The organism is Brevundimonas sp. UBA7506 (assembly GCF_002479495.1).
In the GTDB taxonomy this organism is placed as follows: Bacteria; Pseudomonadota; Alphaproteobacteria; order Caulobacterales; family Caulobacteraceae; genus Brevundimonas.
The window spans coordinates 839,345-857,659 of the sequence record NZ_DLNQ01000005.1 but is presented as its reverse complement, the minus strand read 5'-3'; the positions used below and the strand labels follow the sequence as shown (position 1 = coordinate 857,659).

At 66.9% G+C, this 18,315-nt stretch carries 17 protein-coding genes; 14 read left to right on the top strand and 3 right to left on the bottom strand.

The window, feature by feature from the left end; translation table 11 throughout:
• The first annotated feature begins 126 nt into the window (after nt 1-126).
• From B3K53_RS06085 to B3K53_RS06075, 3 genes are all read left to right on the top strand, one after another.
• The gene (locus tag B3K53_RS06085) at nt 127-1,089 is read left to right on the top strand and encodes a M28 family peptidase (protein ID WP_292083237.1); all 963 of its coding nucleotides are present in this window, start codon (nt 127-129) and stop codon (nt 1,087-1,089) included.
• A 93-nt stretch (nt 1,090-1,182) separates the two neighbouring features.
• Complete coding sequence (locus tag B3K53_RS06080) at nt 1,183-1,806, top strand: methyltransferase family protein (protein WP_292083236.1); 624 nt, start codon at nt 1,183-1,185, stop codon at nt 1,804-1,806.
• An 11-nt stretch (nt 1,807-1,817) separates the two neighbouring features.
• Nucleotides 1,818-2,369: a hypothetical protein gene (locus B3K53_RS06075; RefSeq protein WP_292083235.1), complete on the top strand. Its 552-nt coding sequence runs from the start codon at nt 1,818-1,820 to the stop codon at nt 2,367-2,369.
• Between the two features lie 23 nt (nt 2,370-2,392).
• Here B3K53_RS06075 and B3K53_RS06070 read toward each other — a convergent pair whose 3' ends face one another.
• Nucleotides 2,393-2,857 (bottom strand): peptidylprolyl isomerase, encoded by a 465-nt coding sequence (locus tag B3K53_RS06070; RefSeq protein ID WP_292083234.1) that lies wholly within the window; start codon nt 2,855-2,857, stop codon nt 2,393-2,395.
• Nucleotides 2,858-2,936: 79 nt separating this feature from the next.
• On the opposite strand from B3K53_RS06070, the gene B3K53_RS06065 reads away from it, so the two are divergent.
• Complete coding sequence (locus B3K53_RS06065; protein ID WP_292083233.1) at nt 2,937-3,659, top strand: RlmE family RNA methyltransferase; 723 nt, start codon at nt 2,937-2,939, stop codon at nt 3,657-3,659.
• Nucleotides 3,660-3,728: 69 nt separating this feature from the next.
• Nucleotides 3,729-4,757 carry a hypothetical protein gene (locus B3K53_RS06060; protein ID WP_292083232.1) on the top strand — a complete coding sequence of 343 codons (1,029 nt, stop codon included), beginning with the start codon at nt 3,729-3,731 and terminating at the stop codon, nt 4,755-4,757.
• 24 nt (nt 4,758-4,781) lie between these two features.
• Here B3K53_RS06060 and B3K53_RS06055 read toward each other — a convergent pair whose 3' ends face one another.
• Nucleotides 4,782-5,327 (bottom strand): DUF2061 domain-containing protein, encoded by a 546-nt coding sequence (locus B3K53_RS06055; protein ID WP_292083231.1) that lies wholly within the window; start codon nt 5,325-5,327, stop codon nt 4,782-4,784.
• A 141-nt stretch (nt 5,328-5,468) separates the two neighbouring features.
• On the opposite strand from B3K53_RS06055, the gene guaB reads away from it, so the two are divergent.
• The 9 genes from guaB (at nt 5,469) to B3K53_RS06010 (ending at nt 17,522) form a co-directional block, all read left to right on the top strand.
• Entirely contained in the window at nt 5,469-6,926 is a 1,458-nt protein-coding gene (gene guaB, locus B3K53_RS06050; RefSeq protein ID WP_292083230.1) for an IMP dehydrogenase, read from the top strand.
• A gap of 67 nt (nt 6,927-6,993) precedes the next feature.
• Complete coding sequence (locus B3K53_RS06045; protein ID WP_292083229.1) at nt 6,994-7,386, top strand: MAPEG family protein; 393 nt, start codon at nt 6,994-6,996, stop codon at nt 7,384-7,386.
• A 12-nt stretch (nt 7,387-7,398) separates the two neighbouring features.
• Nucleotides 7,399-8,826, top strand: coding sequence for an RsmB/NOP family class I SAM-dependent RNA methyltransferase (locus B3K53_RS06040; RefSeq protein ID WP_292083228.1), 1,428 nt, complete (start codon nt 7,399-7,401; stop codon nt 8,824-8,826).
• The gene (locus B3K53_RS06035) at nt 8,823-9,557 is read left to right on the top strand and encodes a 5'-methylthioadenosine/S-adenosylhomocysteine nucleosidase (protein WP_292083226.1); all 735 of its coding nucleotides are present in this window, start codon (nt 8,823-8,825) and stop codon (nt 9,555-9,557) included. Before B3K53_RS06040 ends, B3K53_RS06035 begins: the two co-directional genes overlap by 4 nt.
• Complete coding sequence (gene guaA, locus B3K53_RS06030) at nt 9,554-11,116, top strand: glutamine-hydrolyzing GMP synthase (RefSeq protein ID WP_292083224.1); 1,563 nt, start codon at nt 9,554-9,556, stop codon at nt 11,114-11,116. Before B3K53_RS06035 ends, guaA begins: the two co-directional genes overlap by 4 nt.
• Nucleotides 11,117-11,446: 330 nt before the next feature.
• Entirely contained in the window at nt 11,447-11,953 is a 507-nt protein-coding gene (locus tag B3K53_RS06025; RefSeq protein ID WP_292083223.1) for an RNA polymerase sigma factor, read from the top strand.
• Entirely contained in the window at nt 11,946-12,911 is a 966-nt protein-coding gene (locus B3K53_RS06020; protein ID WP_292083222.1) for a FecR family protein, read from the top strand. Before B3K53_RS06025 ends, B3K53_RS06020 begins: the two co-directional genes overlap by 8 nt.
• 97 nt (nt 12,912-13,008) lie before the next feature.
• Nucleotides 13,009-16,161 carry a TonB-dependent receptor gene (locus B3K53_RS06015; protein ID WP_292083221.1) on the top strand — a complete coding sequence of 1,051 codons (3,153 nt, stop codon included), beginning with the start codon at nt 13,009-13,011 and terminating at the stop codon, nt 16,159-16,161.
• A gap of 14 nt (nt 16,162-16,175) precedes the next feature.
• Nucleotides 16,176-17,522, top strand: a complete 1,347-nt coding sequence (locus B3K53_RS06010) for a purple acid phosphatase family protein (RefSeq protein ID WP_292083220.1) — start codon at nt 16,176-16,178, stop codon at nt 17,520-17,522.
• A 315-nt stretch (nt 17,523-17,837) separates the two neighbouring features.
• Here B3K53_RS06010 and B3K53_RS16195 read toward each other — a convergent pair whose 3' ends face one another.
• Nucleotides 17,838-18,254 (bottom strand): energy transducer TonB, encoded by a 417-nt coding sequence (locus B3K53_RS16195; protein ID WP_409515792.1) that lies wholly within the window; start codon nt 18,252-18,254, stop codon nt 17,838-17,840.
• Nucleotides 18,255-18,315 lie beyond the last annotated feature (61 nt).

Here is an 18,315-nt window from a genome sequence, read left to right as displayed (position 1 = left end):
AGCCTTCATCAGTCGCGCTGTTTAGCACCGGCGGCGGCGGGATCGCAGCGTCCATGACAGAAACGTAATCTGACGCGACAAGCTTGGCCCGCTAGCGTCGCGCCGACTGATTTCCCGGAGCCCTCCATGCGTCCTGTTCTCGCCAGCCTGACCGCCATCGCCGCCGCCCTGACGCTGGCCGGCTGTGAGACCATGACGCCCGAGGCGGCTGCGACGGCGCCCGTCGCGGCGACCGCCGCTGACTACACTCAACTGATGGACGATCTGCGCATCCTGTCGGCGGACGACATGCAGGGCCGCGACACCGGGTCGGAAGGCGGGGCCAAGGCGCGCGAATACATCGTAGCGCGGTTGGAGGCCCTGGGTGTTCAGCCGTCGCCGATGGGGCGGCTGCAGCCCTGGGAAATGCAGGGCCGCACGCGCGAGGGCGTGAAGACCTTCAACGGGACCAATATCATCGGCGTCATTCCCGGCACGCGCGTGTCGGACAAGTACATCGTGGTGACGGCCCACTACGACCACGTCGGGGTCAACAACGGCGAGATCTACAACGGCGCCGACGACAACGCCTCGGGCGTGGCGACCATGCTGGAGTTGGCCAAGCGGCTGAAGGCCAACCCGCCGGAGCACAGCGTCCTGATCGTCGCCCTGGACGGCGAGGAGCGCAGCCTGCTGGGGGCCAAGCACTTTGTCGAGGCGCCGCCGGTGCCGCTGTCGTCGATCTCGATGAACCTGAACTTCGACATGACGGCGCGCGCCGACAGCGACGGCAAGCTGTGGGTCACGGGCACCTATCAGCATCCCTATTTCCGCCCGCTGCTGGAACGCATCGCGCCGCGCGGGACCGTATCGCTCGCCTTCGGCAAGGACACGCCGGAGGACAAGGGCGCCGACAACTGGGTCGAGGCGTCCGACCACGCGGCCTTCCATCGCGCGGGCCTGCCCTTCCTCTATTTCGGTGTGAACTATCACCCCGATTATCACCGCCCGAGCGACGACTTCGAAAAGGTGGTTCCCGCCACCTTCCAGTCCTCGACCGAACTGGCGATCGAAGGCTTCCGCGCGCTGGATCAGTGGCTGGATCAGTGAAGTTTTGCGAGCGCGAAACGCTTGCAAACATAGGCCTTGAAAGCGCCTTCGGAGCGGCGTTCTGTCGCACCCTCATCAGTCGAGGAAATACAGATGTCGGCGGTTCAGGGTTTTGATCTTCAACGGGTGCAGAAGCTGCGCAAGCTGGCGCTGCTGGTCGGCATCCTCGGCGTGGTGGCCCTGGCCTTCTTCACGCAGTCGATGGGCGGCGAGACGGCGCTGCATGAGGGGCTGGAGGCCTTCGGCCTGGCGCTGATCGCCGTCTGCATCGTCGGGCGGGCCTGGTGTTCGCTCTATATCGGCGGGCGCAAGAAGGCCGAGATCGTGGATCGCGGGCCCTATTCGATCAGCCGCAACCCGCTCTATGTCTTCAGCTTCATGGGAGCCTTCGGCGTCGGCGCCCAGACGGGCAGCGTGACCCTGGCGTGCCTGTTCCTGCTGCTGACCTTCACCGTCTTCTACTTCACGGTGAAGCGCGAGGAGGCCTGGCTGACGGGCGCCTTTGGGCAGACCTATCTGGACTATTGCGCGCGGACGCCGCGCTTCGGGCCGGACTTTTCCAAGTGGCGCGACGCCGAGTCGCTGGACGTGCGGCCGCGCTTCTTCCTGACGACGCTGCGCGACGGCCTGGTCTTCCTGCTGGCGGCGCCGCTGTTCGAGTCGATCGAGAAGCTGCAGAACATCGGCTGGCTGGCCGCCCTGATCCATCTGCCGTGAGTCGAGGTTTCGTGAAGACAACGCGTTTCGCCGCTCTTGCGGCCCTGACTGGATTGCTGGCGCTTACGGCCTGCGATCGAGCGGCGCAGTCGCCGGAGACTCCGGCGGCGTCCAAGTCGGCGGCTTTCAAGCATGACCTGCCCGAGGACGTGTCCGGCTACTACCTGCCGACCGAAGAGGTGCGGATCGACAACTGGCGCCTGCACCACGTCTTCATGGGGCAGGTCCCGGACTTCATCGCCTGGCAGGGCGGCGAGCGGCGCGCAGGCTTTGCGCCGGTGATGATCGAGTTCGAGGACATGGTCGGGCCGCCGCTGGAAAGCGGCAACCGGCGTCGGCTGCGGCTGATTCCGGTCGCCTATGACGTGACCGAGAGCCGTGTGCGGGTGCAGGCCCTGTCGGGAGGCCTCGGGCCGGTGTCGTTCGATGGAAGGCTCGACCAGGGCGCGCTGGCGACGGCGCGGCGCAATCTGGGAGATCAGGGTGTCGTCCTGAAGGGGACGCTCAAGGTCGGAAACCGGACCTTCAACAACGTGTCGATGCGGTGGTGGGCGGGGGACTGATCCCCCGCCGCTGATACCGATCCTTAGGCGACGGTCGCCTTGACGATCTTGCCCGGAGCACGGGGCGGCTCGCCCTTGGGCAGGGCGTCGACGTGTTCCATGCCTTCGATCACCTCGCCCCAGACCGTGTACTGCTTGTCCAGGAAGCGGGCGTCGTCGAAGCAGATGAAGAACTGCGAGTTGGCGCTGTCGGGGTTGGCGGTGCGGGCCATCGAGCAGACGCCGCGGACGTGGGGCTCAGCCGAGAACTCCTGCTTCAGGTTCGGCTTCTTGGAGCCCGAGGTGCCGGTGCCGGTCGGGTCGCCGCCTTGGGCCATGAAGCCCGGGATCACGCGGTGGAAGACGACGCCGTCGTAGAAGCCTTCCGAGGCCAGGTCGGTGATCTGCTTGACGTGGTTAGGCGCCAGGTCGGGGCGCAGCTTGATCACGACGTTGCGCTCTTCGCCGTCGCCGGTATCGAGGGTGAAGGTCAGGGTTTGGTCGGCCATGAGGCTCTCCTTGGGGTGTGCGGACTAGAATTGTGCGCGGGTCATAGCGGCTGAACGCTGTCACGGCTATGTGGGAAGCATGACTGACGACGAAAAGCCCCTCGAGAAGCCGCCGGAACGCCGCCGGATGGTGCGCCCGCCTTCGGGCGGCACCGCCGCCGGGCGCGGCATGGGCCAGAAGATCAAGACCGCCGACAAGAAGACCCTCTCCAGCCAGGCCTGGATCAAGCGCCAGCTGTCGGACAAGTGGTCCGAGCGTGCACGCGCCGAGGGCTGGCGCAGCCGCGCGGCCTTCAAGCTGATCGAGATCGACGATCGCTTCCGCCTGATCAAGAAGGGCTCGCGGGTCATCGACCTGGGCGCGGCGCCGGGCGGTTGGGTGCAGGTGGCGCTGGATCGCGGCGCGGCGGCGGTGGCGGGCGTGGACCTGCTGATGATCGAGCCGATTCCCGGCGCGACGCTGATCCAGGCCGACTTCACCCATCCCGGCGTGGACCAGCAACTGATCGACGCCATCGGCGGACGGCCGGACCTGGTCCTGTCGGACATGGCGCACAACACCGTGGGCCACCGCCAGACGGACCACCTGAAGATCATCGCCCTGATCGAGATCGCCGCCGACTTCGCCATCCGCACGCTGAAGCCGGGCGGGAATTTCGTGTCCAAGAACTTCCAGGGCGGCGACGCCGGGGGCGTGCTGGCGCGTCTGCGCGAAGAGTTCGAGACGGTGAAGTACGTGAAGCCGGAATCGAGCCGCAAGGGCAGCGCCGAGGTCTTTCTGGTGGCGCTCAACAAGCGGTAGGCTTTGCCTTTCCGTTCCGTCGTGATCTTCTAGCCGCCGTCGCGTCGCCGCGACGGGACGGAGCCGGACATGATCGCCCATGTGATTGCCGCCGTGATCTTGACGGGCGCCGCGAACGGGCCGGCGGCTTCGGCTGTGCCTGTCGCTGATCTGCACGGGTTGAGCGTATCCGATGCGGCCAGACGGCTGGGGGCGACGCGCGATCCGGCGCCGGCCATCAGCATGACCGGACCGCATGGGCGGGTTGATGTCTATCCGGTGCAGGCATTGACGCCGATCGCGCCGCAAGGCGAGGTCTGCGACGTCCGACTGGTTCCGCCCGAACGGGCCGACGATCCTGTTCAACTCTATGGACCGAACGCCTGGGCCGGGGCCTATCCGCGCACGGCCGCCGTCTATGTGGTCGCGCGCGAGGGCAGGGTGGTCGAAGTGCTCAATCCGCCGATGGGCGCGCAGCCGCCGCGCGTCGAGGGCGAAAGCGCCGAACGCTACACCAGACGACTGATGCTGGAGGGTCGTGATCCCTGGCTGTCCGTCGCGCCCGGTCGTCTGCCGCTGTCGGACCTGGACGGCTTTCTGGAGCGGCGTCCTGATCTTGCGGCCCCCGCCGGGGCCCTGGTGAAGCGTGCCTGCCGGACAGCGCCGATCATCTTGGCGGAACCCGGGGTGGATAAGACGGGTATGCTGCAAGGTCTGGCCCTGCTGCCTTTCGCCTGGCGTCTGCCGGCCCTCAACGAGCAGCGACGCGAGGCTCAGGTCCGGGGTTCGGCCCTGTTCGCGCGAGTGAGCTTGGGGAAGGTCGTCCCGGGCGGCGGCGCCCGTCTCGCGGCCGAGAATCCCGGCGTGCGTCGCTATGTCGATGCCGAAGACCCGACTTATGAGGTTCTGTCGATCGACATGGGGGCGGACGCCAGCAACAACCTGGCGCGCATGAACGCCGCCGCCTTGGTCGGTCTGCGCGACGGGCGGGTGGTGTGGCTGGCCGACGGCGGGGCTGCCGCCGGCCTGGGCCTGTTGGCCGCGATGTGCGTGGACCGGTCGGCACGGGCAGGCGGGCATCGCCGGGGCTGCACGAATACGGGCTATTTCTATCCCTGAGCCGAGCCCGAGCAGTCCGGATGATCAGGCGGCCGCGGCTTCCGCGGCCCGGCGAGCCTTGTTGGCCTCGATGCGGGTCCAGATACGGTCGTGCAAGGTGAAGAAGACCGTCTGAACCAGAGGCTCGACCGTGCCGATGGCCAGGGCGATGCGCCAGTCGCGGGTCAGGGCGAAGGCGACCAGGACCGCCACGGTGAAGTGCATGACGCCATAGGTCACCGTCTTCAACGCCACCTGCTTCAGGCTGCGGGGCAGGGCGTGGCTGTGGCCGTGATGGCCGTGGTGGTTGTGCGCCCGATTCTGTTCATGGGCGTTCATGACTTCCAGACGGGCGGTGACGGCCTCGGCGGTTTCCTCGACGCCTGACAGCACTCGGCGCTGCTCGATGCGATGCCAGACGCGGTCGTGGATCGAATAGGCCAGGGTCTGAACGATCGGCTCGGCCACCCCGACCGCCAGGGCGATGCGCCAGTCGCGGGTCAGGGCGAAGGCCACCAGAATCGCGACGATCAGGTGCATGACGCCATAGCTCGCGATCTTGAGCGCGAGACGACGGGCCGTGCTGATCAATATGCGAACCATTCGCAGAATGTGGGTCTGGACGCGCCGAAGCGCAAGGCAATTCCTCTTATCCTGTCCATAGGTCCGTCTTGGGGTTGCGGTTCCCCGGCATGGGGCGTTATACGCGGCCCGCAAAACGGAGACTCCCCCATGGAGATACGCGAAGGCCTCACCTTCGACGATGTTTTGCTCGAACCCGGCGCGTCCGAGATCATGCCAGCGATGGCGGATGTCTCGACCCAGCTGACGCGCAACATCAAACTGAACATCCCGCTGCTGTCGTCCGCCATGGACACGGTGACCGAAAGCCGCCTGGCCATCGCCATGGCCCAGGCCGGCGGTCTGGGCGTGCTTCACCGCAACATGACCATCGAGGAGCAGGCCGAGCAGGTCCGCACCGTCAAGCGCTATGAAAGCGGCATGGTCATCAATCCGGTGACCGTCTCGCCCGACACGACCCTGGGCGAGGTTCGCCAGATCGTCGCCGCCAAGAAGATCACCGGCTTCCCGGTGGTCGATCCGGCGACTGGCAAGCTGGTCGGCATGCTGACCAACCGCGACATGCGTTTCGAGGGCGACCCGTCGATCAAGGCTTCGGCCCTGATGACGACCGGCGATCTGATCACCGTGCGCGAAGGCGCCGGTCGTGAAGAGGCGTGGAACCTGCTGCGCACCCGCAAGATCGAGCGCGTCATCGTCGTCGACGAGGACTATCGCGCCGTCGGCCTGATCACCATGAAGGACATCGAGAAGGCTCAGGCCTTCCCGAACGCCGCCAAGGACGAGCAGGGTCGCCTGCTGGTCGGCGCCGCCTCGACCGTCGGCGACGCCGGTTACGAGCGCGCCATGGCTCTGGCGGAAGCCGGCGCCGACGTGGTGGTGATCGACACCGCCCACGGCCACTCGGCCTCGGTGGCCCAGGTGGTCGAGCGCATCAAGCGCGAGAACAACCGCCTTCAGATCATCGCCGGCAACGTCGCCACCTATGACGCCACCCGCGCCCTGATCGACGCGGGCGCTGACGCCGTGAAGGTCGGCATCGGGCCTGGCTCGATCTGCACCACCCGCATCGTCGCCGGCGTCGGCGTGCCGCAGCTGACGGCCATCATGGATTCGGCTCGCGCCGCCAAGGGCACGGGCGCCACGGTCATCGCCGATGGCGGCATCAAGTATTCGGGCGACATGGCCAAGGCCATCGCGGCCGGCGCCAGCGTCGCCATGATGGGCTCGATGTTCGCCGGGACGGATGAGTCGCCGGGCGAGGTCTTCCTGTACCAGGGCCGCAGCTACAAGTCGTATCGCGGCATGGGCTCGGTCGGCGCCATGGGCGCGGGCTCGGCGGACCGCTACTTCCAGAAGGAAGTCTCGTCCGAGAAGCTGGTGCCGGAAGGCATCGAGGGCCAGACCGCCTACAAGGGGCCGATCGCACCGGTCATCCACCAGATGGTCGGCGGCCTGCGCGCCTCCATGGGCTACGTCGGCGGCGCGACCATCAAGGACTTCCAGGAACGCGCCCGTTTCGTGCGCATCACCAATGCGGGCCTGCGCGAAAGCCATGTCCACGACGTGATGATCACGCGCGAGGCGCCGAACTATCGTCAGGGCTGATCCTGATCCGCTCCCGATCTTCGGATCGGGAGCGGTTTCGTTTTGACTGGATGCGGAGGGCTGGAACGTGACGACTGAACTGACCTATCTGGCGGCGACGCTGGTCCTGGCCCTGGTGCAGATTTTTCTGCCCGCCGGGGCCCGGACGATGGAGTTCGGCTCCAAGTGGAACGCCGGCGCTCGCGATCAGACGCCTGTTTCGCAAAACCCTGTCGTCGGTCGCCTCGAAAGAGCCCAGTCGAACCTCTATGAGACCCTGCCGCTGTTCATCGGCGCTGTCCTGATCGCCCACGTCACGGGCGCGGAGAGTGCTCTGACCCTGTGGGGCGTCGCCCTCTATTTCTGGGCGCGCGTCGCCTATGTTCCGCTTTACGCCCTTGGCGTGCCCTACATCCGGTCGCTGGTCTGGCTGGTCTCGCTCGCGGGACTGATCATGATCCTGGCGGCCCTTTTCATCTGATCCGAGACCCGATTGACCCCTGCAGCCCGCCTCGCCGCCGCCGCCTCCGTCCTCGACAGCATCGCCCACAGCCGCCAGCCGGCCGAGGTGGTGCTGAAGGCCTGGGGCGCCGCCAACCGCTATGCGGGGTCCAAGGATCGTCGCGCCATCGCCGACCGCGTTTACAAGGTCATCCGCGCCCGTGGGCGTCTGGTCTGGGCCATGGGCGGGCGTGAAGACGGTCGCGCCCTGGTCATCGGCTCGCTGTCGCTGATCGACGGCCTGCCGCTCGACGAGATCGAACTGCTGCACTCGGGCGAGGGCTTCGGCCCGCGCCCGCTGTCGAAGCAGGAGCGCGGCCGCATCACCGCCGCGCCGGGCGAATTGCCCGGCTGGGTCGCCGCCGGCCTGCCCGAGTTCGTGGTCGAGGACTTCAAGACCACCTTCGGCGACCGTTGGACCGAGGAGGCCCACGAGCTGATGGCGCCGCGCGCGCCCATCGACCTGCGCGTCAACCTGGCGAAAACCACGGTCGAAGGCGTCGAGGACGAACTGGTCGAGGCCGGTCTGTCGCCCGAGCGCACGCCGTGGTCGGCCGCGGGCCTGCGTCTGTCGGCCGAGCCGCCGCCGAATGTTCAGGCGCTGGAGGCCTTCAAGCAGGGCCATATCGAAATTCAGGACGAAGGCAGTCAGGTCGCCTGCTGGCTGACGGGCGTTCAGCCCGGCATGACCGTCGTCGACTATTGCGCCGGCGGCGGCGGCAAGACCCTGGGTCTGGCCATGCTGGGTCAGCCGGTCGCCGCTCAGGCCGCCGTGGCCGAGGCGCCTGCCGCCCCGGTCGCCGTCTGGTCGCCGGTCGGCGGGGACGGGCAGGGGGCCGTGGTCCAGCCCAAGCCCAAGACCAGGCCGGTCGCCGAGATGGGCATCCGGCTGTTCGCCTATGACGTGGTGCAGAAGCGTCTGGACAATATCCGACCGCGTCTGGCGCGCGCCGGCGTCGCCGCCGAGTTGCGTCTGCTGGGGCAGAACGGCGGCGGGGTCGAGGATCTGGTGCGTCAGGCCGATGTGGTGCTGGTCGATGCGCCATGCAGCGGCTCGGGCACCTGGCGCCGTCGTCCCGAGGACGCCTGGCGTCTGAAGCCGGAAGAGGTCGAGCGCCTGCACGCCCTGCAGGTCCAGATCCTGGGCCGGGCCGCCGAGCTGGTGAAGCCGGGCGGGCGTCTGGTCTTCGTCACCTGCTCCATGCTGCGCGGCGAGAACGAGGCCACGGCCGACGCCTTCGAGGAAAACCACCCCGTCTTCAGCCCGGTCCCTGTGGCCGAAGCCCTGAAGGCCGCTAACCTGACCGATGCCGCGCGCGAGCGTCTGGGCCAACTGGCTGACGGTCATCGCCTGCGCCTGTCGCCGGCCTCGACAGGCACCGACGGCTTCTTCGCCGCCGTCTATGAGCGGACGGCATGAGCGACGGGCGCTCAGAAGACATCTACGGCCTGACGGTTCTGCCGGTCATGGCGGCGCCGGCGGAGTACGGCGCCGCCCTGCAGGCGCGGATCACTCCGCTGATGACCGGCATCGGCCCGGTCGAGGCGGCCATCGCCCTGACCGCCGCCCTGACCCGGCTGGAGGCGGACGACGCTCTGCCGGACCTGATCGTGTCCCTGGGCTCGTGCGGGTCGCGCGATCTGGACCATGCGGCGGTCTATCAGGCTTCGTCCGTTTCCTATCGCGACATGGACGCCAGCCCGCTGGGGTTCGAGAAGGGCAGGACGCCTCTGCTCGACCTGCCCGCCGTCCTGCCTCTGCCTTGCCCCATCCCCGGCGTGCCGACCGCGACCCTGTCGACCGGCGCCAATGTCGTCTCGGGCGCCGCCTATGACGCCATCAACGCCGAGATGGTGGACATGGAGACCTTCGCCCTGCTGCGCGTCGTCCAGACCTTCGGCGTGCCCCTGGTGGCGCTTCGCGGCGTCAGCGATGGCAAGAGCGAGCTGTCGAAACTGGAAGACTGGACCGAGTATCTGCATCTGGTCGATGCCAACCTGGCCGAGGCCTGGGACCGTCTGGTCGAGGTGCTGACGACGCAGGGCCTGGCCGCCTTGGCCGATGTGCCCGCATCGCGACTTGATCCCGACGTCTTCACCCGTCAAGAACCCGCCCCATCAACGCCCGCTTCGGATTCTAAGCCCTCATGACCGCGCCCCACACGCATGAAGCCGTCCTGATCGTCGATTTCGGCAGTCAGGTGACCCAGTTGATCGCGCGCCGCCTGCGCGAAGCCGGCGTCTATTGCGAGATCCACCCGTTCAACAAGGCGGGCGAGGCGCTGAAGGCGGTGGCGCCCAAGGCCATCATCCTGTCCGGCGGCCCCAACTCCACGACCGACGCCGACAGCCCCAAGGCCGACCACGCCCTGTTCGAGGCCGGCGTGCCGGTGCTGGGCATCTGCTACGGCGAGCAGACCATCTGCGCCGAGCTGGGCGGCAAGGTCGAGAGCGGCCACCATCGCGAGTTCGGCCGCGCCGAGATCGTCATCACGCGCGAGAGCCCGCTGTTCGCCGGTATCGGCGCCGTCGATCACCGCGAGACGGTGTGGATGAGCCACGGCGACCGCGTCACCGCCATCCCCGAAGGCTTCCACGTCATCGCCACCTCGGAAGGCGCGCCCTACGCCGCCATCGCTGACGAGGAGCGCAAGATCTACGGCGTGCAGTTCCACCCGGAGGTGATGCACACCCCGCGCGGCGCCGTGATCCTGAAGAACTTCACCCACGGCATCGCCGGCCTGACCGGCGACTGGACCATGGCCGCCTATCGCGACGAGCAGATCGCCAAGATCCGCGAGCAGGTCGGCTCGGCCAAGGTGGTCTGCGGTCTGTCGGGCGGGGTGGACAGCTCGGTCGCCGCCGTCCTGATCCATGAAGCCATCGGCGATCAGCTGACCTGCGTCTTCGTGGACACCGGTCTGCTGCGCAAGGACGAGGCCAAGCAGGTCACGGAACTGTTCCGCGAGCACTATAACATCCCGCTGGTGCATGTTGATGCCTCGAAGGAATTCCTCGGCGAGTTGGCCGGAATTTCGGACCCGGAGACCAAGCGCAAGACCATCGGTCGGGTCTTTATCGAGATCTTCGACCGCGAGGCTGCAAAGATCGAAGGTGCCGAGTTCCTGGCCCAGGGCACCCTCTATCCCGACGTGATCGAGAGCGTCTCGGCCTCGGGCGGTCCTTCGGCGGTGATCAAGAGCCACCACAACGTCGGCGGTCTGCCGGACTTCATGAAGCTGAAGCTGGTCGAGCCGCTGCGCGAGCTGTTCAAGGACGAGGTCCGCGCCCTGGGCCGCGAACTGGGCCTGACCGACGCCTTCGTCGGACGCCACCCCTTCCCGGGGCCGGGCCTGGCCATCCGCATCCCCGGCGAGATCACGCCCGAAGCGGTCGCCACCCTGCAGGACGCGGACGCCATCTATCTGGAAGAAATCCGCAAGGCGGGTCTGTACGACGACATCTGGCAGGCCTTCGCCGTCCTGCTGCCGGTCAAGACAGTCGGCGTCATGGGCGACGCCCGGACCTATGAAAAGGTCCTGGCCCTGCGCGCCGTCACCTCGACCGACGGCATGACCGCCGACTTCTACCAGTTCCCCTGGGACATCCTGGGCAAGACCGCCACGCGCATCATCAACGAGGTCCGCGGCGTCAACCGCGTCGTCTACGACGTGACCTCCAAGCCCCCCGGCACCATCGAGTGGGAGTGAGGGGCCAAGCATACGGCCGCAGCCTCTGGCGAGGTGGTTTCGTTGAATTCAACGAGCGCGATCCCGCAAGTCTGCGCTAGTAGATCTAGGGACGCGGTCGGCTCTATGCGGCTCGTTATGAAGGTCAGCTTCTGACTCTCGGCTGACATTGGTGAGGTCCGCTCTCAGGAGCGATGCCAGACTCGCCCTGCTTTGATCGGACTTGCCCTAAAGGTGGAGGCGTCGGCTAGTCATGAAAGTGGTGGCGTCCTGACTTGAAACGGACACCAAACTTCATCGTCGCTGACACGAGTGATCCCTATAGACACGCTCCGTCAGGGGGCGTCGCGTGTGATCAGTCATGAACAGGAGGTGGGGCGGACGCTGGCGGCGCAGAATCGAGTCCTGCTGGCTTATGTTCGGCGACGCTCGGCAGCGGCAGGGGACGCCGAGGACGTGGTGCAGGAGGCGATCATGCGCGTCCTGGCGCGGGCGCGCGAGACCCTGATCACCGACCCCTTGTCCTACGCCATGCGCGCGGCGCGCAACATTCTGATCGATCGTGGCAGGCGCATCGTCAACGTACAGATCGATGATCTGGAAGAGGCGGATCACCCCGTCGACAGCGGGGCCACGCCGCTGGAAGCGCTGGACATGAGCGAGCGGTTGAAGTTGTGCCAGAGGGCTTTGGAGGCTATGCCGCCGTTGCGGCGCGAGGTCTTCGTGCGCCGCCGGGCCGGCGAGGAGTCCTACGAGACGATTGCGCGCGACCTGAGGCTGTCGATCGAGGCGGTGCAGAAGCATTACAGCCGCGCCGCACAGACGTTGCGCCGGGCGGCGGAGGGCCGCCATGTCTAGTACGACCAAATCGAAGGATGATCGCGAGGCCGCGCTATGGGCGGACGCACGACGCGACAAGGCCTGGTCGCCGCAACAGCAGGCCGCGTTGGAGCAATGGCTGCGGGGGCGGCCTGATCGAGCGGACCTGCTGCGCCGACATGACGCCTTGATCGAAGACGCCGCCGTCATCTGGGCGACGCAGCGCGCGGCGAGGGCGCGGCCGGGTCAGTCCCGCCTCCGGCTTTGGCCGCAGGGAGCGTTTGTGGGCGCGGGACTGGCGGCCGGGGTCGGGGTGATGGTTCTGATCGGCGGCGTGTTGGGGCCGCGCGGCGACCTGATCACGGGCAAGCCCGGCGCATCGCAACCTATCGCCCTGGCGGACGGATCTGCGATCCGACTGAACGGCCGGAGTCAGGTGCGGGTGGACCTGGGCGCGCAGGAGCGCCTGCTGCGCCTGGAGGGCGAGGGCTTTTTCGAAGTCGCTCCCGACAAGAGCCGACCCTTCTCGGTGGAAGTGGACGGGGTGCGCGTCACCGCTGTCGGCACCCGCTTCAATGTCGATCAGCGCCAGACGCCTGACGGCAAGGCGGTCGAGGTCGTGGTCTTCGAGGGGGTCGTCAAGGTCAGGTCCGCGCGGGGCATGACGATGATGGTTCAGGCAGGCCAAAGGGCGACGGTGTCCGGCGGCGTGGTCGAGCGCACCAGCCTGATCCGGCCGGAAGCGGAAACGGACGTGCCGTCCTGGGCCAAGGGCTGGCTGGAGTTCAACGAGGCCAGCATGGCGAGCGTGGTCGAGGATCTTGAACGCGCGACGGGGGTCAAGGTCAGGCTGGTCGGCGCTCCGGTTGAACGGGCCTTGATCAGCGGGCGCTTCTCGGCGGATCAGCCGGAGAACGCCCTGGCCGCCATGGTGCGGCTCCATGGTTTCAAGCTGACCCGTCAGGGTGCGGATCAATTCGAAATTTCAGAAGGTTAGGCGACCTTTAGGGCAAGTTTTCGTGACAGGTGTCAGGACGTCGTCGGCCGCCGTCTAACCCCGTAACGATCATGTTCGATCGCAGGGGATTTATCGAATGCGTATCCACAAGACCGGCCTCCTCACGGCGGCCGCAGTCGCCGTTCTGGCGTCCGTCGCCGCGCCCGCTCATGCGTGGCAGGCGAGCAGCAGCGCCGAAGCGCGCGTCGCCGTTTCCATTCCGTCTCAGGATCTGGGGCAAGCCTTGCAGACGCTGTCGCGCGACACGGGACTGCAGATCGTCTTCGACCCGGCGTTGACACGCGGGCGGACGTCCAACGCCGTATCCGGCGCCATGGCGCCGCGCGAGGCACTGCGCCGCATGATCGCGGGATCGGGGGTCGAGGCGCGCGAGGTGCGCGGCGTTCTGACCCTGGTGCGTCAGTCGGCCGAGGCCGCCGTCGCCGCGCCGGACGCCTTTGAGGTCGAGGACGTGCAGGTGGTGGGCTATGCGGCGGGTCTGCGCCGTTCGCTGGACGCCAAGCGCAAGGCGGACTTCATCTCGGACGTCATCAGCGCCGATGACATGGGCGACCTGCCGGCCAACAACGTGGCCGAGTCCCTGTCGCGCCTGCCCGGCGTCAACGCCGTGCGTAACCACACGACGGGCGAGGGCGATCGCATCACCATTCGCGGTCTGTCGACCGAGTTGAACAACTACACCATGAACGGCGTCCGGATGGGCGGCGCCGGCTCTCCGGGCGACAACTTCTATCGCGGCGTGCGTCTCAGCTTTCTGCCGCCCGAAGGCATCGACTCGATCACCGTCATCAAGAGCCTGACGCCGGACCGCGACGGCGACGCACTGGGCGGGACCATCGACATCCGCACCCCGACCGCTTTTGACCACGACCCGGTCTATGGCGTCGTGTCGGCCTCGGCCGGCATGCTGGACAAGTTCGACGATGAGAAGTCGGGCGAAGTCTCCGGCTCGTTCGGACGTCAGTTCAATGACAACTGGGGCCTGTTCGTCACCGGCAGTTGGTCGCGTCGCAAATCTCAGTTCGAGCAGAACGGCGTGGACGGCGATAACCAGCCGTCGGTCTGGTACGCCGACAGCGAGACCATGGGCTGGGACACCGATACCTTCGTCATGCGGGGCATGAACCTGGGCTTCGGCGAGACCGAGGTTGAACGCCACGGTCTGAACGCCAGCCTCGACTACCGCGGCGTGGACCATGACTTTCATCTGCGCGGCCAGTTCAACGAGTACACCAAGGACGAGTTCGGCAACCGCCTGAACTTCCGCAACGACACGGGCAAGAACTCGACCCGTCTCAGCCAGGTCGACAAGAGCATGACCGGTCTGCTGCGTCCCGACGACGCCGTGATCGGCACGGACGCCAAGCTGGGGCGAATTTACAGCTACACCACGGCCCAGATCGTGGACCGGGACAAAGACGGCCGCATCACCGACGCCGACCGTTCAACGCGCTCCTATTACACCCTGGACGGCGCCTCGGGGACCTGGGACCCGCAGGGCTTCCGCCTGCGTCGCTTCTGGGAGGGCTCGCGGGAGACGGGCACGGTGATGTCGCTGAACCTGGGCGGCGTCAGCCGCGTGGGCGACTTCACGGTCGATTACGACGTCTCCTACGCCAAGTCGGAGGATAACACCGACGACGGCTATGAGATGGAGTTCCGCAGCGACAAGTACGGCTGGCTGGGCAACAAGGGCGTCAATGTCACCAACTTCGGCGACAGCCGCTTCCCCAAGTGGGTGCTGAACGACGCCGGCATGGCGGCGATCCACGACAACAGTCAGTACGGCTTCGCTGGCCTGTCGGGCGAGATTGGCGGCGCCCAGGAAGAACTGTGGCAGGGTCAGTTCAACGTCGAATGGCGTCCGGTCTCTACCTGGCTGGAGGCCGTCAAGGCGGGCGGAAAGTACTATAGCTCGAAGCGTTCGACCTATAGCGGCGAGTTCATGGACCTCGACGCCAGCGGGACCCTAGCCGACTTCTCGCGCTTCTACGGCAAGGAGGTCACCAGCCTGTTCGACGGCGAATACTCGGGCCTCTATCGCCTGGGCACGGTGATCGACAACGACGCCATGCTGGCCGAACTGCAACGCGCGATGGAGGGCAAGAGTGACTTCTTCGACGGCTTCACCACCGATCCCGGCAACGCCGAGCTGAGCGGCGAGGACAGCTTCACCTTCCAGGAGGATATCTTCGCCGGCTACCTGATGGCCACGGCCCGTTTCGGTCAGGCGCAGATTCTGGGCGGCGTCCGCGTCGAGGGCACCAACAACGAGATCGACGCCTACATCCTCGACGAGGTTCAGGGCGCGCACTTCGCTACGGACAAGAGCGACTTCGTCAACGTCCTGCCGTCCATCCATCTGAACTACGATCTGGACGACCGCACCAAGGTCCGCGCCGCCATCTGGACTAGCTTCGCCCGTCCCGACATCGCCCGCATGTCCTCGGCGCGCGAGTACGGCTACGACAGCGACCCGGACGGCGACGGCAAGGTGAACCCGAAGAGCGAGTGGGTGCTGGTCGCCATCGAGCAGGGCAACCCGGACCTGAAGCCGATGAAGGCGGTCAACTATGACCTGTCCATCGAGCGCTACAACGGCGACACGGGCGCCTATTCGCTGGGCCTGTTCTACAAGGATATCGAAAACTTCCTGTACCGCTCCTCGTCGTCGAACATCCGCGACGGGACGGCTGGCGTGAACGTCAGCCCCGACGGTGTGACCATCTCGAAGCCCAACAACGGCAAGTGGGCGCGCGTTTACGGCGTCGAGATGAGCGCGCAGCAGGTCTTCCACTGGTTGCCGGGTCCGCTGTCGGCGCTGGGCGCCAGCGTGAACCTGACGCTTCAAAAGTCCGAGGCCGAGACCGGCATTTCCTGGCACCCGGAGGGTTACACCCTGCCGCTGATGGAGACGCCCGAGGCGGTCGCCAACGTGCAGATCTTCTGGGCGCGCGACGGCTGGGAGGCCTACGCCGCCTACAGCTACCAGTCGGAATTCCTCGAGGGCATCCAGGACTTCGGCAACAACCCCTATGAACAGGACTACGAGTTCGTGGACCTGAACGTGCGGCGCAAGCTGTGGGACGGGGCGACGGCGTCACTGCAGGTCCAGAACCTCTTCGATAACCACACCTACTGGTACACCGCCGGGGCCAGCACCAGCTCCAGCCGGGCCTACATCAAGAACGGGCGGTCGATCTCGGTCGGCCTGACCTACGTCTTCTGATCGGGGAGGGGAGCATGAAAACGACCCACGCCCTGATGCTCGGGGCCGCGCTTGCGGCCCTGGGCGGACAAACCATGGCCCAGACGGCCGAACGGCCGCTGCGGCCCGAACCCGCGCCGGTCCAGGCTTCGGACCGGCCTGTGGTTCCGCCGACCGAGCAGCCGGAACGGATCATCCTGAACCTGACCGCCGACCCGGCGCATGAGATGGCGGTGACCTGGCGCACGGCGCCGGGCGCCGTCGGCTATGTCGAATACGCCGAGGCCCAGGATGGCCCCGACTTCATCCAGCAGGCGGTCCGCGTGAGCGCCATTACGGACGACGCCACCATCGCCGTGCGCGAGGCGGCCGAGTTCCGAGCGGCCTATCATTCGACGGTGTTGAAGGGGCTGAAGCCGGAGACGGTCTACGCCTATCGCGTCGGCGACGGCGCGCGGTGGTCCGAATGGCTGCAGTTCCGCACGGCGGCGACGACGGCTGAGCCCTTCACCTTCCTCTACATGGGGGACATGCAGAACAATATCCTCAGCGAGGCGTCTCGCACCATGAGGATGGCCTTCCGCAAGGCCGGGGACGCCGCCTTCGTCATCCACGCCGGCGACCTGATCAATCGGCACGACAGCGACAACGAGTGGGGCGAGTGGTTCGCCGCCGGCGGCTTCCTCTATGCCCAGACGCCGCAGATGCCGACGCCGGGCAATCACGAATATGGCCGCGGCCCGGTGCTGAACCCGCAGTGGCGGCGTCAGTACACCCTGCCGGAGACCGGCCCGGCGGGCGTCGAGAAGCTGAAGGAGACGGCCTGGACCGTCGACTATCAGGGGCTGCGCCTGATCTCGGTCGACGCCCCCCTGTTCCACGGCGACGAGGCCATGCGCGCCGAGATGGTGCGTTGGCTGGACGGCCTGCTGGCGAATAACCCGAACCGCTGGACCGCGCTGTTCCTGCACTTCCCCCTGTTCTCGATCGACCCGGATCGCGACAACGCCCGTGTGCGCGACGCGCTGAAGCCCTTGATCGACAAGTACGGCGTCGATCTGGTGCTGCAGGCCCATGATCACGGCTATGCGCGCGGGGCCATTGGGACGGGGCCCATGCTCAATGCGGGACCGGGCCAGCCGTCGGATCACGGTTCGACCTATGTGGTCTCGGTCGCGGGGCCCAAGATGTATCCGGTCGCCGACCTGGGCTGGGCCACACGCTCGGCCTCGCGGACCCAGACCTTCCAGACCCTGGACGTGTCGCAGGACGCCGTTGTCTATCGCGCCTTCACCGCGACGGGCCGCGAACTGGACGCCTTCCGTCTGACCAAGGGCGCGGACGGCGTCACGCGGGTGGAAACCCTGGCCGTGGCGAAATAGGTGACGACCGGGGCTGAGTGGCAGCGCCTGGGAGGGGAAGGCTCCAACTTGACTGGTTCAGCTTCTCGAGACTGGGGCGTCGATTGTCGTCGCGTCAGCTTCAAACGCGCCAGATCGAGAGGATCCACCGTCGCGCAACAATAGCAGCGCCGAGCAGACCGGCGCCCAAAACGACTGAGGGTGGGTGTATGTTCACCAATCCGGCCGCCAGAAGAAACAGGCCGAAACCGACCCATCCGATCGTTAAAAGGGCCAGGAAAGCTCGCAATAGACGGCGGCTGGCGGCGCATTTTCCTGAGAGGGTCATGTGCCCGCCTATCCGTTTGCTCGAAGCGAGCGGAAATCCAATCGAACGGTGAAGTCCCGTGTCCGCCAGGATGTGTCGGAAGGCGGACGAGGGAAGGGCGTCGCCTCCTGGAGTTGCGACAGCGCCGCCCGCTCCAACCGCTTCTCACCGTCGCCCGAAACAACCGATGAGGCGAGGAGGCGTCCGCGCCGATCCAGGGTGAAGCGAACGATGATGCGGCCCGCGATCCCGCCCGGGTGGCGTTTGTGCTGCTCCAGCCAGGCGATTACCTGAGCCTCATAGGGATCTGCCGCCTGATCTGCCGATGCGCCCTTGAGGGGCGCGCCCGCGCCAGGGCTGGGGCTCGCCGTACTCGCTCTCACGGCTGGAGCCGGTGCAGGCGCGGCTTCCGCCGATGTCGCCGAAGACGTTGAAGCCGGTCCCATCGTCGAAGTCGCGGGCCTTGATAGAGGGAGGGTCGGAGTTGACGCAGGCCGTGAAGGCGCC

Bases quoted from the DNA above. Each gene is read 5' to 3' on its own strand.
- B3K53_RS06085 (WP_292083237.1), top strand. From the start codon at position 127: ATGCGTCCTGTTCTCGCCAGCCTGACCGCCATCGCCGCCGCCCTGACG.
- B3K53_RS06080 (WP_292083236.1), top strand. From the start codon at position 1,183: ATGTCGGCGGTTCAGGGTTTTGATCTTCAACGGGTGCAGAAGCTGCGC.
- B3K53_RS06070 (WP_292083234.1), bottom strand. From the start codon at position 2,857: ATGGCCGACCAAACCCTGACCTTCACCCTCGATACCGGCGACGGCGAA.
- B3K53_RS06065 (WP_292083233.1), top strand. From the start codon at position 2,937: ATGACTGACGACGAAAAGCCCCTCGAGAAGCCGCCGGAACGCCGCCGG.
- B3K53_RS06060 (WP_292083232.1), top strand. From the start codon at position 3,729: ATGATCGCCCATGTGATTGCCGCCGTGATCTTGACGGGCGCCGCGAAC.
- guaB (WP_292083230.1), top strand. From the start codon at position 5,469: ATGGAGATACGCGAAGGCCTCACCTTCGACGATGTTTTGCTCGAACCC.
- B3K53_RS06035 (WP_292083226.1), top strand. From the start codon at position 8,823: ATGAGCGACGGGCGCTCAGAAGACATCTACGGCCTGACGGTTCTGCCG.
- guaA (WP_292083224.1), top strand. From the start codon at position 9,554: ATGACCGCGCCCCACACGCATGAAGCCGTCCTGATCGTCGATTTCGGC.
- B3K53_RS06020 (WP_292083222.1), top strand. From the start codon at position 11,946: ATGTCTAGTACGACCAAATCGAAGGATGATCGCGAGGCCGCGCTATGG.
- B3K53_RS06015 (WP_292083221.1), top strand. From the start codon at position 13,009: ATGCGTATCCACAAGACCGGCCTCCTCACGGCGGCCGCAGTCGCCGTT.
- B3K53_RS06010 (WP_292083220.1), top strand. From the start codon at position 16,176: ATGAAAACGACCCACGCCCTGATGCTCGGGGCCGCGCTTGCGGCCCTG.
- B3K53_RS16195 (WP_409515792.1), bottom strand. From the start codon at position 18,254: ATGGGACCGGCTTCAACGTCTTCGGCGACATCGGCGGAAGCCGCGCCT.